Raw genomic sequence first — 16336 nt, 5'->3', positions numbered from 1 at the left:
CCTATTCTCCACTAGTTTGAAGCTTTGGCGATTGTGCAGCTCTTCTTGAGGGATGTGTTGAATCGGTTACATACTCAAGCGCTGACTTTATGTATTCAGGCAGCTTCTTATATAGCTGGTTGGTAAGCGAAGAGCTTGAATAGACATCTATTAGTTTTTGGCTTAATAGATAAGCGAGCTCTGTCTTTCGATGGTTAGATTCGATCAGACGATATATCTGTATTGCCCTTATTTCGTCATCATCAGATAGCTCGCTATAATCGCAGTCGGCTTTAGTCTTCAAAATTTGGTAGATCTCCTTGCCCAATCCGCTCCGAATAAGACAGTACTCAAATGTCCACTCATCTGAGACAAAGACACGTATATTCTCTGGTTCAGTGATAGACTGTGTTTTCTCATTATGAAGGACGTCAAATGACTTTAGGTCGTCCCTTTTATCCTGGGGAGCAGTGCCGATTTTCTTACCCTCTTCGTTTTCTCGAGGTAACCAGTAAATTTCATTTTTCTTTTTTAACTCTTTAAATCCAAATTTCGGATATTTAACTTTGTCGGATCTTTCCGGCCAAAGATCAAGATCTCTCAAACAAGCAACTTTGACTGGTATAGATGGAGCTTCTGCTTCAATTAAAGAATCCCGCCTTAGAAATATCTTGGCATATCGTGTATATGCAGTATTGCCAACGTTTACAATACTGACACCATAGTCTTCTAATGGCTTGCCAATTAATTTAGCGATTGTCGGTAATAAGATATTTTCAGCATCTCCCTCTACAATTAGGACAGACCTAGCAAAAAATAAGTTAGATTTCGTTATGTCAAGAAATTTCTCTAAAAAAACATAATCTTCGTCATCGAGTAGAGTATCGGTTTTTTTAAGTGGAAAGGCTTCGCCATTAGATAGCAGTATTATGCTCTCCAAAGGAGCTTTAGATGCTAGATTTGGGCTATGAGTTGTCATTATGGTTTGTAACGCGGGAGATTTTGTGTCGCGAATAAATTTTAAAAGCTTCATTTGCAACTGAGGGTGTAAGTGGGCTTCCGGCTCTTCTATCAATAGCAAAGGAAACTCGTCACTTTCCTGCTCTAGTAATATTAACTCTGTGGCCATAAACAGGATGTTATTATAGCCAAGCCCTTGGGTAGGTTGTGACTCATCTAAAACCAAGCTTAGCCTATGCAAAATATCCTGAAAGGCTCGTTCTTTCTCAAGTGTATCTAAATTCTCAAACTCTTTGCTTCCGAGCATTTCTATTGATAACTCAAACCTATCGGTATTAAACGTGAGCTCTTTTATATATTTGTCGATATCAGATTTATTGTTTTGTAATCCGTCGTTTTTCTTTGCCTCTATGCTGGCAGCAATAAGTCCCTCTAAGAGGGTTTTGAAAGATTCGCCATCTCGTTTAAAGTGTTTAGAAGATGACAGAATTTGAGCTAGTCTCGAACCACGTCCTGAAGACAACTCTGCTTCCGCATCGCGTAAAGGTTTGAGATAAGTCGCGGCCAAGTACTCACGAACTTCTCTTTCAACTGAAGGTCCATTACCATTTATTCCTGAGCGCCAGTCACTACGGATTATACGCCGACCTCTGCGTATGGCCTCTGTGCGGTGAGCGGTAAGAGTTATGTATAAAGCTAATTGCTTGTCGCCTTCCTCACCTTTCTCATATGTGAGGTGCTCAACAAACCTTCTCGCATGATCAGGAGTAATACCAGAAAACTTTAGTGTTATATGAAAGTTATCAGCGTCATCGTGAAAATCTGTTTCTGTTATTCTGGTCCACTCCGAAGATTTTGTATCTAAAGTAACTCTTATCGCGTCTATTAAAGCGGACTTCCCTGAATTGTTTTCACCTACTATGACATTTAGCCCCGAGTTCAAAGTTAAATATAGCTCTTCAAATATTCTAAAACGCTGGATATAGATTTGGGATACGTACATCGGCTGACATCCTTTTCCTTTGAGCCTTAACTGACTCCATTAAAAAGTTCTGCTAAAAAACTTTAGTAGCGGGCCCAGTTGTCATTTAAAACGAGTCATCAAATTTTAAGAAATATATCATAGTCGAAATTAAAGCTTGTTCCCGAAATACAATAACGGGAACAAGAAAAACCACTAAAAACGGGCTATTTCCCCCTTTATACCCTCTTAAGTACTCAAAATCACGTTTTACAGCAAAAAAGGAACTAGACTATGGCCGAAGTGCAAGCGGTTAAAGATCTGGATACCGTAAAGCTGATTAGCTACCTTCTCAAACGAACATACGGTCAGCAAATTGCTGATGTTTGGGATGTGGGCTTGAACCTGGCATTACGGATCTCAGATTTACTGTCCATCAAGTTTGAAAACATTAACGACGAACGTCTTACCCTGGTTGAAGGGAAGACGTCGAAACAAGCAACCATTAAATTGAACGACAAAGCACGATCTATTATTGCTCGTATAAAGGATGAGCACCCCGAGCATATTTACCTGTTTCAGTCCTACCGGAACCAATGGTCTAAAGGTTTGGACGAGGCCCCGATTAGCCGCCGTTACGTTTCGCGGGCGTTCGCGGCGATAGGGGAGGAGGTTGGCATTAAACTGGGTACTCACTCAATGCGGAAGACACGAGGTTATCATCTTTACAAGAACACCAACGACATCGCCAGGGTAATGAAGATGCTACGTCATAGCTCTGAGGCTGTGACGCTGCGTTATATTGGCATTACTCAGGAAGATGTTGACCGTGACTTTGTGGAGTTGGAACTATAGGGGCCTAGTAAGCCCCTATTTTATTTTTTGTTTGGTTAAAAAGGTTTGAGTTAATGCAACTTACTGTTTAATGCATCGAGGGCTACGGATATAGCCTTGTGATCAAACATATTGAGTTTGCGTTGTGCCCACTGTTCGCCCGCAGGCCGTTGACGTAATGCTGCAAGGACTTTCTCAGGATTGGGCTCTACACTTCCTTCTGTTATGAGCCAGTCAACGGTTGCAAGTAGTTCTAGTCCGTATGGCGACTCAAATCCCTCAATGACGTCTGTTGCTTTTCTCAATGCACTATCGTATTCCATGGCTTCAGTTTTTAGGTAAGCTTCGACTGTTTGGCGTTTGTTATCATTGAATGCAATGATATCTGTTGGTTTTGCATCTGGAATACGTTTGTCAGATTGCAAATAGCTTCCGTCTAGCCGGTTTAATAAGTGAGTTAGGTTGTTGGCATACGGGCCAAACTTCTCTGGCTGGAAGTCCAACTTTAACGGATTAGCGGTTCCTTCTTTTTGCAGTGCACGCTGCAGAAACCATGCTAATTTTTGTACTTCTAGCAAAGTGCATTCGTTGCCAAGTACCCAATAGCGTCTGATTAACTCAGCAACCATGGCTCTGGCTGCTGTTAATTGCTCTACACCGGTTTGCTTACTGACATTCTGATACTGCTCGGTTGGTTGATAAATTTGAATATCAACATCGCTCAGGTCAGCTAAATGCTGTTCAATCAATGGGAGAACAGAATTCCAGCTTAACCCGCCGTTTCCAGCTCCAAGAGGGGGGATAGCAATAGAGCGAACGTTATTGTTAACAATGAATGCTCGAAGATCTTTAAGCCCCTCATCGATCCATTCAATTTTCGACTTGGCTCGCCAGTGCTGTTTGGTAGGGAAGTTGACGATCCACTGGGGGTTAACCAGTTCATTACTATGGGTAAAGAACATTTTGCCGGTGGCTACTTTGTTTTCTTTACAAGCTCGAGCGTAGGCTTCCATATTTGCAGGGAACCGTTCTTTAAACATCAAAGCGATCCCCTTACCCATGACACCGACTGTATTGACGGTGTTGACGAGGGCTTCAGCATCAGACTCTAAGAGGTTTCCTGTCTTAAAATTTAACATTTAAAAGTACCATTCCGAACGAGCTATTATCTTTAGGTTTTGACCGTGCTTGTCTGCTTTTTGTTCAGCTGACTGTTTTACGCTTTCATTAAAGCACACAATACCCTTTAACAGCGAGGTAGGGAAGTGTCGGTGTATCAAAGCCTCTGCCTGATATCTGTCTAACTTGCCAAGATCATCAGGTGCTCTCTTAAAATCCCGCTTTTGAATCAGCTCCCAATCAATCTCCGATAATGAGTCCGGCTCATTGTAATAATTAGCTAAGGCGGAGTAAGCATGACAGTCAGTGTAAACATAGCTTAACCCAGCCTGATAAACGTCATGCAAGCTAGAAACGAGTATTACAATTTCTTCGTTATTGCGCCGAATCACACCGCCACGGCCTGTCTTTATGTTGTAGAGCATTGGTGAAAAGGGGGTGAAATAAAATGGAACGTAATCACTCAGTGTTCCTCCCGGTGCTACTGGAACTTCACGTCGAGACCGTTTATCAATTAGTTCATCACTACCTATGCTCACCCAGTCATCTGATCGGTGATTGCTGCTTGAAGCATAAACACCGTGTTCAAGAATCCAGTCTAGATTATCTCGATGAACAATTCGCCATATTAGCGCCTTGTCAGGATTTAGGTTTTTATACATTAGGTACGTTGTCCAGCACTAAACATTTGTTGATTTAGGTTTACATGAATATTTAATCTGTATTGTTCGGCCAAGCTAGAAACTAGTTGCCTTTGCTCCGGCGTCTTAGTGTAAATACTCGCAAAGTATCGAGGCTCAACTGTTGCTGGAGCCAAACACTCTGCCATACATATATTTTTGCAGTTTTGGTCGGAATAATCACGTCGATCCATTGTATTCCAATCAATAACTTCCATTCCTTGGTCAAATTCATAAATTTCGAAAGGTTGAGCAAGAGGATGACGAGGTATTATCTGCCAATTTTTCTTCTGGGCTAAGGCTCTGTGAACAGCAATAAGGACGAATGCTTTTTCAGCGTTATTTGCCTGCACGTTTCCATCAAAAGGGTTTTTAGCAAAAAAATGAAAAGGAACCTTGCTATCAAGCTGATGTAACTGACGATGGCCTATGATCTCTCGGTCAGCAACATCGTCAAAGTTGTCGAGTTCTGCTCGGGGGATAAGCCCATGGCGTATTATTCCCTCGATGTTATCGATAGATGTTAGGTGGTAGAGAAGCCTTCCATTACGGATGCTCATAAATCGCCCTCGGTAGAGGTTGGCCTGGACGGACTTATTAAATAGCGACTAATTTCTTCGTCACCCACCTTAACTGTTGAATCTAGTACTCCTCCACATGATTCTATCATTGCTTTCGATGAACTATTCGTCGAGTGACAATGAATGTGAACTTCGTTAATGCCAAGTTCTCGTGCCTTGTTGAGACTCATGTTGAGCAATATTTTTCCTAGCCCTTTGCTTCTGTATGAAGGTCGAATACTTAAGCCTATGTGCCCGCCGGCATGCTCTATTTGTTCGTTGAGTGTGTGCCGAATATTGGTACAGCCAAGTATTTCGTTATTATCAATTAGCCAAAACGTTGAACTACTTACCATACCTACTGGAACGGTTTCACCGGATCTGAAACCTTCGATGCGATCTAGCATTCCAAGGAAATCAGTGTGATCGAAATCAAGCGGGAAAGGGTACCGTTCCTCGTCGCCAAGTTCGTCAATGTAATCGCGATAACTCGATTCAAATTTTGGGTTGGGTAGGTCAAGTTTGAGCACGGTATATTTCCCTATATCAGCCGTTTGCTCCAGATTACCCATCATTTTACGAAATCACAAACCTATATCACCTAATGGCAGTTACGGCTGCAGTTAATTAACTGTCAATTAGGAGAATATTTATGTCGAACGTAACGGTCGTACACACCAAGTCAGAGCTAAAGCGGGCTATCGAAAGGCAGGAGAAGACAATTGCCGTAAGAAGTGCCTCGTTGGCTGATGACGTGAAAACATTAAAGTCAGCATCATCCGGTGCTTTTGCGTTAGCTGTCGGCTCAGCAGGAGTCTTTGCCACCAACTTCTGGAATCCGTTGGGGTGGGGCTCAGGTATTATTGGGACGTTATCTACAGGGACACTAGTCACTGCGATTATAGCCATTGGTCTCAGCTCGACATTGCTATTCGCTATCTACAACGATTACTCGATTAAGGGGCGAACATCGATTCAGCTGGCTGGTGGTAACAGCATTGATGCGGATTTGGTCATGGAGAGGGACTAACTATGGCTAGCATGAAACGAAACATTATTGCTGTTAAAACGCGCCCCGGTGAAGTCCGTTTTGTTGCTGTTGCATCCATAGAGCGTGTGGAAGCGTTTGGTAACTACGTGAAGCTCTACTTCGGTAGTGAGCGCGTTCTTCATAGAGCGACTTTATCTGATATGGAAGAATTACTGGACGATAGATTCATTCGCATTCATCGCAGTCACATAGTTAAGCGTGACCAGTTAAGAAAGCTTCTGTCGGAGCTAGGCCGATACCAGGAAGTAGAATTAGCTGACGAGACGGTTCTCCCGTTGGGAGGCCATTATAAGCGCCAGCTAATGTTTGATATTGGCTTGTAATGGGTAAGTCCAGGGAATACCAACCCTGGGCTTATTTTTTGTCTCGATATTTAGTTGTTTTTATTGTGTCTTATGAGAGCTGATACTTTTTAGTAATTTTTGAAATTGAGGGTTTTCCCTTAGTAGCTTTCGGCCTGTACCAATAAGCAACTCAACTTCCTCTTCTGGTAAGCCGAGAGTTGTCGGGATTAAATTGAGGCGATTTCTTAGACGGTCTGATGATACCGATTTCAACTCGATAGATATTAGGTGCGCTTCGACAGGTATTCCTTGTGTTTTTGTTTCATCGACCCACTGCTCTAATTTAAGCTTTATTAAATCGGTTGTTTCATTATTGTACAATTGAAGTTGCGCATCAGTAACCGCGTTTAACGTTTGACGCATTGATGGAGGGGTCGAACTCTTATCCATGCTTGAGTCGACTTTTACTGATGCGTTTACGGCTATGATGGCAAAATGTCGTGGGATTGAATAACTATCCTCTCCATGGATCATGCTAAAGTAATTTACTATACCTCCTGTTAGCTCAACAGGGTCAGTTATAATCCTGAGACCCAAATTGTCCGATACACCTCCGTCTACGAGGTGAACAAAAGGACGTTCTTTTTTATTGGAATAAGAAAGTGCTGCAGAGGCAGTATTCCGAATACTGTGTTTCCCAATGGAAGTTTTACTGGATAAAAAGTTGATGGAATCCGTAATGTCACATGTATCGTAATTCTTCAGTACGATGGGGTCGAACAGTAAAGGCATAGCTGCTGAAGCTGCTACTGCTCTGGCTACGGGGAAGGTAGATAGATCTGAGCATATTAAATTGAAGTAGTCCTGTAGAAAGGAAAATCTAGCACCTTGAGATAAGTCTGTGGCATTGATGGCTATATAGGGCGGACCTTTTTCGAGCATGTCGCCAAATGTATATTCTCCAAATCCTGCATCAGCATATATTCCGACAGTATGATCAGTTATTCCTAAATTTGAAAACCAACGAAGGGGGTTTAAAACTGTTGAGATTATTTGCTCCTTTAAATCCCGTGTTAGAAGCTTATCTTTGAAATCATAAAAAATTTTGTCTCGAAACAAACCATAGTAAGCCGCCGTTATGCTGCCGCCCGAAACAGATGAAATAAAATCAACTTCATCTAAAAGTCTTGTCGATTTGCCACCTATAGTGACATTAGTATCTCTTAGTTCTTCTAATACGCCATAAGACAGAGCAGAAGCCCGTGTTCCACCTCCGGAAAAAGCCAAAATAAGAGTTATTCCCTTGGGGTTTCCAGCTCGAGCCGCTGAGAATAATGTACCAGAAGTTAATTCAGTATCATTTTTTCCAGAAATAGGCTCATTTTTAATTTGCCCTACTGTGCTGCAGCCTAAGCTGGTAACAGAAGCTGATAGGATTACGAGAAGTCTAATTTTATAAAAAAGAAGCTTCATTTAAACTATTCGCTCTATGGTTTTGAACCGTTAGTGTTTTTTTGTAAACTGTGCTTTTGAGACTTTAGTTGTAATGAGAATAGCACTGCCGCTATAAGCATTGGTATAAAGAAAGTTCCTAATAACGCCTGGAAAGCGGCCAATAAGCGCAAGCTTTCAGTGGGTTGAAAGTCTCCATAACCTAAAGTGGTCCATGTCACTACTGAAAAGTACAGGGCGTCAACAGGACTAAAAGAGATTTCCTGACCGTATAAAATCCCAGCTCTTTGATAAAGAGTGGCAAACGCAAAAATAGTTACATAGATGGCTAAAAACATCTTGCTAAGTTGGAGCCCAACCTTGTACTCGCGATACTTTTTGAAGATATTCCAAAGTGAAGTGATGAATACTGTAGAGATAAAAAAAATAGTGACCGACATATTTATTTCTGCATCAGAGGCGAATAGTAATGCGGTATAAGCAATGGGAACAAAAACAAAAATAATAACCATCCACGCTATACCTAGATACTTTAGTATTCTATTTAGCATTTTTATGACCTATAGCATTCCAACAAAAAAACCGACTAATATGACCATGGTTCGTACATAAAGTGATTAAGAAAAAATGGCGCTTTACCGAGTAAGCCAACTCACTTTTCAAAGCAACCAATCAATGGGTAACAATGAAAAAAATCCGGCCGAAAACCTTTGAAACCAGGTTGTTCCTGGCTCTGTATCGTATCGGCGATGATGGCTGCCGTTTTGCTCAAGCCAGTATAGCGAACCGGATGGAGCTAAGCGCACTTCATAGGCGCTGTAAGGGACTTCTTCGATAAAGACATCTGCCATCGTTGATGCTATTTCGGGGCTCTCAATAACAAAGCCAAGCTCAGTATTGAGCCTTGCTGAGCGAGGGTCAAAGTTAAATGAGCCAACAAAAACACGTTGTCCGTCAACGGCAAACGTTTTTGCATGAAGGCTGCTTGCTGAACTGGAGAAACTTGTTTCGACAGATTCATAGATAGTGGTATCGGTGCCAACAGTACCTGGGCGCATCTCAAATAAGCGTATATCAGCTTCTAAGAGACGTTTCCTCCACTTTGCGTATCCCGAGTGCACAACGGCAACATCGGTAGCGGCAAAGGAATTTGTTAACACACTAATACTCACCCCGTTTTCCGCAATGCTCTCTAGCGCTTTTACTCCCGACAGGGTTGGTACGAAATAGGGAGAAACCAGTAATAATTGCTTTTTAGGTTGACCAATTATCTTTCGGAGTGCGTGAACAATGAGTTGATCCGGCTCCGCTTTACCTAAGGCTTTAAGCGGGCTATCACTCACGATTTGAGTTTCAGCCCAAATAATTGAATCGTTATCCAATAACTCACTGAGATCGGATGGTTGATCAATATTAGTTTGATGAATAAATAAAGGGGAGTCTGATGGCGTCGTCGATTGAGAAATAAGTTCATAGGGGTAAGCTGAGTTACTGTTCCAAAAAGCGTCAAAATCGCTGGATACTTTCGCAACTACATCTCCTATCGCAAGAACATCCAGATCAGCAAAAAGAATACCATCAGAGCGGTAAAAATAGTCATCACCGATGTTTCTTCCCCCGACTATCGTAGCTTGATTGTCCACGGTAAGAGACTTGTTGTGCATGCGTCTGTTTGCTCGTGGGAAGTCGGTTATAAACCCCAGTACTCGAGAGCTTCTGGGGAGAAAGGGGTTAAATAATCGCACTTCTATACTAGGATGACCATTTAGTCTTTGTAAGGGCTCGTCGATATCCCGGGAGTGAAGATCGTCCAATAACAACCTAACCTTTACACCACGATTAGCAGCTCGGAAAATGGCTTTAGTTAAACGTTGCCCAGACTTATCGTCACGCCAGATATAATATTGAATGTCCAGTGCAACTTGTGCATTGTTGATTAATATCAGCCTGGCATCTAAGGACGGCTCTGCTTCGGCTAAAGGTATTATACCGGTACTTTGGGGGGAGTTTCGAAGTACCGGAGATAAGAACTGACCAAGCCGAGTGCTTTGAGTTTTTGAAACTGGCACAGAGTAGCTTGGCGTTCGCTGTTCTAAGTCGGGCAGACTGCTGCAGGCGATACAGCTAGAACAAATAATGACCGTTAACACGATATGGTGTAAGCGCATAGTGAAGCCAAGTTTAATTGGCTTTCTCCCTTCTTTGGCCGTCCCAGGCAAGCATTGCCGGAGTTAATAGAAGCGTAATAAACGTCGCAACTAGCAGTCCGCCAACCAGTGCGGTAGATAACTGGATCCAGTATTGTCCCGAAGGTGCTCCCATAAAAATATCACGCTCAAAAAAGTCGACAGTTAAACCCAAGACCATGGGTAACAATCCAACTATCGTTGTCGTTGCGGTGAGAAGCACAGGGTTTAAACGTTGCATTGCTGCTTTCACTGCTGCGTCCATCGGTGATAATCCATCTGAGCGGTACTCGTTATATGCGTCGATTAGAACGATGTTATTATTCACCACAATACCCGCGAGTGCCATAATGCCAATACCACTCATGACCACGGAAAAAGGCTCTTGTCGAACCAGCAGCGCAAGCAGTACGCCAGCTAGAGAAAAGACAATGGCGGATAGCACTAAAGCCCCCTGAAAAAAGCTATTCAACTGTAATAGTAAAACGAAGAGCATTAAGAAAATGGCTAAGGCAAATGCCAATAGTAAAAAGCTCATGGCTTCATTTTGGTCGTCAAGCTCTCCGGTAAAATCAAATTCCACACCTTTGGCAAAATCACTCTGCTTGATTTTTTGTCGCAACGTTTCCGTTGCTTCGACGACGGTAACCCCGGGAACAAGGCCTGATTCTACAGTTTGTACATTGCGCGAATTGACACGAGTTATAATTGTTGGACTTAAACTCGGCGATAACTGGACAAAGTTCTCTATCGGCATCAGACCCCGGCTCGCGGGGATGCGCAAATTGGCTAGGTCGGCCATTGAGCGCTCTTCCCAGGGATAGCGTATACGAATATCAACCTGCTCTGGCGCCGATTCAGGAAGGTAAGTACCAACTAAGACACCGTCGGTCAATAGACGCGCTAAGGTACCTAAGGTCGCGACATCGACGCCATACTCGGCAGCTTTTTCGCGGTCCACATCAATTTTTATCTGTGGCTTAGGGGTCGCCATGTCACTGGATGTATCGATAAATTCATCTGATTCTTTCATCATTTTGAGCAAGTTGTCTACGGCTTCAGGCAATAAGCTCCGATCTTTCGCTGATACTTCTACAGAGACCGGACGAGAAGAGGACGGACCGCTTTGTTGTTTTTCAATCTTTAGCGCTATCCCGGGTAAGTTGTCTGTTTTAGTACGGATGTTTTGTATAATTTTTGTGGCAGAATCACGCTCCTGCCAATCCAGCAAATCGATTTGTAGTGTACCAATAATTTCAGAATCCAGGTTCGCTTTCAGCCTTTCCTCAACTGATCCGATGGTACGAGAATAAATGCGTTCAATGCCTGCGACTGGTGCAACGGTCTTATCGACGAGCTTAACCAGATTGTCGGCTTCACTTACTGATAAATTACCATCGGCTTGAACTTGTATTTGTATCCGGTCGGCTTCGATGTCAGGGAAAAAGTTTATGCCTTGCCCGAGCTTGCTGTAGAGGAAAAATGAAAGTAATAAGACAAACAGGCTGACCAGCAAAGCAAGTAACGGCTTATCCACCATATAGCTAACCAAAGACTGGAGTTTTGAACCGTTGTCTGCTGCATTTGCTGATTGTGAGGTCACTGATACTTTGCTTTTTACTGAGGAGCCAATTATCGGAACGAAAACCAGTGCCATGAGCAAAGACATGAGCAGTGTTATGATAACAGTGGCGGGCAGATAAAACATAAATTGCCCGGCCATACCTGGCCAAAAGAGCAGTGGTATAAATACGGCGAGGGTGGTCATTGTCGACGCAATAATAGGCCACGCCATGCGTTGGGAAGCTGCCAGATAAGCTTGTAATCGGTCTTGTCCTTGTCGACGATAGCGCTCTGCAAGGTCGACCACGACAATGGCACCATCCACTAACATACCAATAACTAAAATGAGTGCGAACAGGACCACGATGTTCAGTGTAATACCCAGCAATTGCAGCGTTAAAATGCCACCAAGAAATGAGCCTGGAATAGCAAGAGCAACGAGCAGGGAAGCTTTTACACCCAAAGCCACCACGACCGTTAGTATGACCAGAATAATGGCGAGTATGACATTGTTTTCAAGGTCGCCCAGAAATTGCTTAACATCGTCTGCCTGGTTTTGCATATAAGCGACATTAACGGTTGTCGGCCATTCAGTGCGCTGCTGCTCGACCATTTGGGTTACACGATCGACAACGTCAATGACATTAGCGCTACTCAGTTTTTTAATATCGAGTGCTATCGACGGTTGACCATCAATGCGGGCGTAACTGACGGGGTCTTTAAAAGTTCGCCTGACTTCGGCGACATCGCTGACCCGTACCACATTATTGGGCGTAGTTTTTATAGGCATCTCGAGTACATCGACAATGTTTTCAATGGTGCCGGGGATGGCGACGCTGATGCGTCCTGCCCCGGTATCCATCGCGCCTGCGGTAACTAAAAGGTTGTTATTACTAATAGCTCTCGACACTTCCGTTAAAGAAATGTTGTAAGACTGCATGGCTAAAGGTTTGATGATGATCTCTAACAGATCTTCACGATCACCTGACATATCGATTTCGAGTACGCCATTAAGTGTTTCAAGTTTATCTTCTAAATTACGTGCCAGTTGGATTAAGTCCCGTTCGGGAATATTGCCTGAGAGCGCAACCGTTAAAATGGGGAATAAAGACAGATCAACCTCTTGCACCGTGGGCTTCTCAGCATCGGACGGTAAATCTTGTTCTGCTTTTTCAGTTTCGTCCTTTACATCACGTAGTGCTTTTTCATTGTCGAAGCCTGCGGCAAACTCCAGTTGTAACATGGCAAAGCCTTCACCGGCTTGAGCGGTTAAAGTATCTAAACCGTCGATGCTTTGTAATTTTCGCTCAAGCGGCTCGACTAATAAACGTGCGCTGTCTTCCGTTGAAATGCCGGGGTAGCTTACGGTGACGGTGAATACCGGAATGTCAATTTCGGGTGCAGCTTCTTTAGGAATTGTGGCGTAGGCAATGCTGCCCATTATCAACAATACAGCGAGTAACAGAATCGCTGCGCGATTGCGTGAGAAAGCGGCGGCAATAAAGGCTTTCATTATAACTCCTCGCCCTTGTCATAATCAGCAGGTACGGGTTTGGGGGTAACTTTTTGACCAGCGGTTAAAGAACTATGGCTAATGATGACTAACCGCGTTTGGTCATCCAGCCCGCTGACCCATAAGGCATTAACGTCTGCCCGCTCCACAGTAACGGGAGAAAAACGTGTTTCGTTATTGTCATTAATGGTTAAAACACCCATGCGCCCAGATGCATCTATTTTGATTTGGGCCGCAGAAATTTTGTGTGCTTTAACTTTGCTCGTTTCTATCGTCACTTCGGCACTCATACCGGAGGGGATAGGATCGTTTTGGTTAGGAATAGTTATTTCAACACGAAATGTCCGGGTCTGCGGGTCGGCAATAGGAGCGATAAAGCTGACCTGCCCTTGACGATCATTACCACCAATGAGTTTGACCGTTGCGGGCATATTGAGTTTGAGCCTGTGAATTTGGCTTTGCTGCACATTGATGATGGCAATTAACGGATCGTTATCGATAAGCTCTAGTACTTGATTGCCGGCTGAGACATAAGCGCCTTGCTCAATAAAGCGTTGATTGATAACGCCGCTGACCGGTGCTATCAGTTCGGTATTTTCAATATCAAATGTAATACGACGAAGCTGTGCCCGTGCTGCTTCTAGTTGTGCTTCTAACGCCTGGAGTTGGGACTGAGATGACAAATTTTGTTCTATGAGCTTTCTCGTCGCATTGAAGTCGCTTTGAGCCTTTTTTAATTGAGCTTCTGCCTGAGTGCGTTGCACTTCGCGATCATCAATGGACAGTTTTGCTATGACATCGCCTTGATCAACGTCAGTGCCACTATCGGTAATCATTTCAAGCATGCCGTCGGTACGTGCACGAATATTAAGTTGCTGATTTGGTTTGATTTCGCCGTTTAGTGTCAACTCGCGAGCCACAAGCTGGGCTTGACTATTTTTTACTGCAACTGATGGTAAATCGCTTTTAGTTGCGCTTGTCTTTTCTGTGTCGCCTCTGAAGATGAAACCACTGGCTATCCACAAAAAAACCAAGGTTACGATGGCAATAAATACGGCTGTAGAGCTACTGATTTGGCCCTGCTGCTTATGCAGTGAACCACGTGATGATGAGGTCATTGATGTTGTACCTAAATTATTTAAATGTTTTCGTCAAACGTCAACTTTTCTGACTATTGAGCATGGCCTAGCGTTCCGACTTCAATTCCAACAGCAATTTTTTCACGCTTTCATCGTAGAGCGTATTAAACCTCTCCAGCTCAGTAATTTTCTCCTGAGCTTTCGAATTCTTAATACTTGCTTTGGCTTCAGTTATTATCTTTTTCGCTTCTTTATGCTGCTTTATCTTTAATTCCAGTAGCGAATCATAAGGGTTGGTGCGCATAACAAAATAGTTTTGGCGCTTACCAGGCAGCGCTCTGCGTTCGACCAGCTGAAGCATTTCCAAAAAGCGAATATTGGTGCTGACACTTCCTTTACTTATTTCAAGTAAGCTCATGAGGTCGGCGGTATTTAGCGGGGCATCAGATATGATAAGAGCCGCAACTATTTGCCCGGCAATGCGAGAAAGACCATAGCCCTGAGTGTGCATGCCCATATCAGTAATAAACTGTAATTCTGCTTCGGTAAGCTTATTCATAGTAAAAACTTGTTAATTTGGATGATTTAAGGCTAAGCTGTTTAATTCGTTCAGTCAAGACTGAACAAGATAAATAAACTTTTCAAGAGATATTAGAGTGATGATTAACCGGTTTTCAGTATTTTCAATTCTTAACCTAACGTTGTTCGCGATACCTATTTGTCATGGTGAGCAACTTAGTGAATATGAACTCTGCATTTTAGATCGAGTGAAGGGCTCCGGTTCTATCGATACTGTTGAAGCTATAAAAAAAGAGTGTCGTAAACATGTTGAAAACGACAAAAGACAGAACTTATCAAGTGTGGATGTTCCTAAAAGAGAGAACGGCGTATTAACTCAGCGTTTGAGGGAAGAGCAACAGACGGAGTTTGAACCTTATGTTATTACTCCCCATCGCAGAAATTATATTCAACCCATGCTTACTACAAATGACATCAACCACGAGCAATACGCTCAAATTGAAGGTTATGAGAGGAATCTGGAAGATTATGAAGCTAAGTTTCAACTGAGTTTAAAAGTTCCCTTAAGCAAATCTAGTCTGCTATTTGAAGAGGACAAACTATATTTTGGTTTTACTATTCAGTCATGGTGGCAGATCTACTCTGACGGCATATCCAAGCCGTTTCGGGAAACGAACTATATGCCGGAAATAGTGTATGCCATTAAGACCGACTGGGAGCCTTTTAACGCTAATACCGGTGTTATTTTTGGCGCAGAGCATTTGTCAAACGGTCGGAGCCAGTTACTGTCTCGTAGCTGGAATCGCCTGTATACACAGTTCGTGGTTGAAAAAGGGAGCTGGGTATTTTCGCTTAAACCGTGGGTTCGGTTGCAAGAGGACGCTAAAGAAAATCCAATAGCATCACGAGGCGACGATAACCCGAATATAGAAGATTATGTCGGAAACTATGAGTTTTCGGCTGGGTATAATGATGGTCAATTTGAATACGGCTTTAGATTAAATCATGCGATTGAGACTGGTCGAGGCTCCGCAGAAGTAAGTTTTTCATTCCCTTTGTGGGGTAAGTTTTATGGGTACGCGAGCGTTTTCACTGGCTATGGTGAGAGTTTAATTGACTATAATCATAAGCAAACACGGTTTGGCTTGGGAATAGCTTTAAATAACCTTTTGTAGTGCGTGGACGAAATTCGTCCACTTAAAATCGGCTATCAAGTTGTACGTTTTACTAGGCCTTTACCACTGCCTTTAGCGCGCTTATTCACACAAGTTAATTACTCATGAAACTATCGCAGCTGTTAATAGCTCCTTTGGAGTTTTTATACTGGTGGTGTTCCTAGGCTTCGAAAGTGGTGTACCAGCACAGATATTAATACCTGATGTTTGGCACCGATAGACCACGCTTTTCATCAATACGGTCCATCATCCATTCATCAATCTCCGAGTCTACCCAGGCGACGTTCCTACCCAGGATATGAACAGGCTTGGGGAATTTGCTTTCACCAATCAGTTTGTAAATTGAGGTGCGTCCCAGCCCGACGCGCTCTTGAACCTCGTTTAACCTTAGAAACCTCATGTGCTCCTCCTTCTTTTGTGT

16 protein-coding genes are annotated in these 16336 nt (G+C 43.2%); 4 read left to right on the top strand and 12 right to left on the bottom strand.

The window, feature by feature from the left end; all coding sequences use genetic code 11:
- Position 1: 1 nt before the first annotated feature.
- Complete coding sequence (locus CWI81_RS05190; protein WP_126784217.1) at positions 2 to 1942, bottom strand: ATP-dependent nuclease; 1941 nt, start codon at positions 1940 to 1942, stop codon at positions 2 to 4.
- Between the two features lie 252 nt (positions 1943 to 2194).
- On the opposite strand from CWI81_RS05190, the gene CWI81_RS05185 reads away from it, so the two are divergent.
- Complete coding sequence (locus CWI81_RS05185) at positions 2195 to 2755, top strand: tyrosine-type recombinase/integrase (protein WP_126784216.1); 561 nt, start codon at positions 2195 to 2197, stop codon at positions 2753 to 2755.
- Positions 2756 to 2805: 50 nt separating this feature from the next.
- On the opposite strand, the gene darG is transcribed toward CWI81_RS05185, so the two are convergent.
- From darG to CWI81_RS05165, 4 genes are read right to left on the bottom strand one after another with little or no spacing between them, the layout of a single operon-like run.
- Positions 2806 to 3873, bottom strand: coding sequence for a type II toxin-antitoxin system antitoxin DNA ADP-ribosyl glycohydrolase DarG (gene darG, locus CWI81_RS05180; protein WP_126784215.1), 1068 nt, complete (start codon positions 3871 to 3873; stop codon positions 2806 to 2808).
- Positions 3874 to 4515, bottom strand: a complete 642-nt coding sequence (gene darT, locus CWI81_RS05175) for a type II toxin-antitoxin system toxin DNA ADP-ribosyl transferase DarT (protein ID WP_034821475.1) — start codon at positions 4513 to 4515, stop codon at positions 3874 to 3876.
- Entirely contained in the window at positions 4515 to 5093 is a 579-nt protein-coding gene (locus tag CWI81_RS05170) for a DarT ssDNA thymidine ADP-ribosyltransferase family protein (RefSeq protein WP_034821472.1), read from the bottom strand. Before CWI81_RS05170 ends, darT begins: the two co-directional genes overlap by 1 nt.
- Positions 5090 to 5623 (bottom strand): GNAT family N-acetyltransferase, encoded by a 534-nt coding sequence (locus tag CWI81_RS05165; protein WP_034821556.1) that lies wholly within the window; start codon positions 5621 to 5623, stop codon positions 5090 to 5092. The genes CWI81_RS05170 and CWI81_RS05165 overlap by 4 nt, the downstream gene beginning before the upstream one ends.
- A 122-nt stretch (positions 5624 to 5745) precedes the next feature.
- Between CWI81_RS05165 and CWI81_RS05160 the strand changes: the two genes are divergently transcribed.
- Complete coding sequence (locus CWI81_RS05160; protein WP_126784214.1) at positions 5746 to 6123, top strand: hypothetical protein; 378 nt, start codon at positions 5746 to 5748, stop codon at positions 6121 to 6123.
- Between the two features lie 2 nt (positions 6124 to 6125).
- Positions 6126 to 6467 (top strand): LytR/AlgR family response regulator transcription factor, encoded by a 342-nt coding sequence (locus CWI81_RS05155; RefSeq protein WP_126784213.1) that lies wholly within the window; start codon positions 6126 to 6128, stop codon positions 6465 to 6467.
- Positions 6468 to 6527: 60 nt separating this feature from the next.
- On the opposite strand, the gene CWI81_RS05150 is transcribed toward CWI81_RS05155, so the two are convergent.
- The 6 genes from CWI81_RS05150 to CWI81_RS05125 form a co-directional block, all read right to left on the bottom strand.
- Positions 6528 to 7901 carry a patatin-like phospholipase family protein gene (locus CWI81_RS05150; protein ID WP_126784212.1) on the bottom strand — a complete coding sequence of 458 codons (1374 nt, stop codon included), beginning with the start codon at positions 7899 to 7901 and terminating at the stop codon, positions 6528 to 6530.
- A 14-nt stretch (positions 7902 to 7915) separates the two neighbouring features.
- Positions 7916 to 8392 (bottom strand): potassium channel family protein, encoded by a 477-nt coding sequence (locus tag CWI81_RS05145; RefSeq protein ID WP_235598939.1) that lies wholly within the window; start codon positions 8390 to 8392, stop codon positions 7916 to 7918.
- A 147-nt stretch (positions 8393 to 8539) separates the two neighbouring features.
- A complete protein-coding gene (locus tag CWI81_RS05140) occupies positions 8540 to 10048 on the bottom strand; it encodes a phospholipase D family protein (protein ID WP_126784211.1) in 1509 nt (502 codons plus the stop codon).
- 13 nt (positions 10049 to 10061) lie between these two features.
- Entirely contained in the window at positions 10062 to 13142 is a 3081-nt protein-coding gene (locus CWI81_RS05135; RefSeq protein ID WP_126784210.1) for an efflux RND transporter permease subunit, read from the bottom strand.
- Entirely contained in the window at positions 13142 to 14260 is a 1119-nt protein-coding gene (locus tag CWI81_RS05130; protein WP_126784209.1) for an efflux RND transporter periplasmic adaptor subunit, read from the bottom strand. Before CWI81_RS05130 ends, CWI81_RS05135 begins: the two co-directional genes overlap by 1 nt.
- A 67-nt stretch (positions 14261 to 14327) precedes the next feature.
- On the bottom strand, positions 14328 to 14780 hold the full coding sequence (locus CWI81_RS05125) for a GbsR/MarR family transcriptional regulator (RefSeq protein WP_126784208.1): 453 nt from the start codon (positions 14778 to 14780) through the stop codon (positions 14328 to 14330).
- Between the two features lie 100 nt (positions 14781 to 14880).
- On the opposite strand from CWI81_RS05125, the gene CWI81_RS05120 reads away from it, so the two are divergent.
- Positions 14881 to 15915 carry a phospholipase A gene (locus CWI81_RS05120; protein WP_126784207.1) on the top strand — a complete coding sequence of 345 codons (1035 nt, stop codon included), beginning with the start codon at positions 14881 to 14883 and terminating at the stop codon, positions 15913 to 15915.
- A 193-nt stretch (positions 15916 to 16108) separates the two neighbouring features.
- Here CWI81_RS05120 and CWI81_RS05115 read toward each other — a convergent pair whose 3' ends face one another.
- Positions 16109 to 16315, bottom strand: a complete 207-nt coding sequence (locus CWI81_RS05115; protein ID WP_034821449.1) for an AlpA family transcriptional regulator — start codon at positions 16313 to 16315, stop codon at positions 16109 to 16111.
- Positions 16316 to 16336 lie beyond the last annotated feature (21 nt).

The organism is Idiomarina seosinensis, assembly GCF_003987275.1.
GTDB lineage: Bacteria > Pseudomonadota > Gammaproteobacteria > Enterobacterales > Alteromonadaceae > Idiomarina > Idiomarina seosinensis.
The sequence above is the reverse complement of the archived record's forward strand: the minus strand, read 5'-3'. Positions and strand labels throughout refer to the sequence as shown.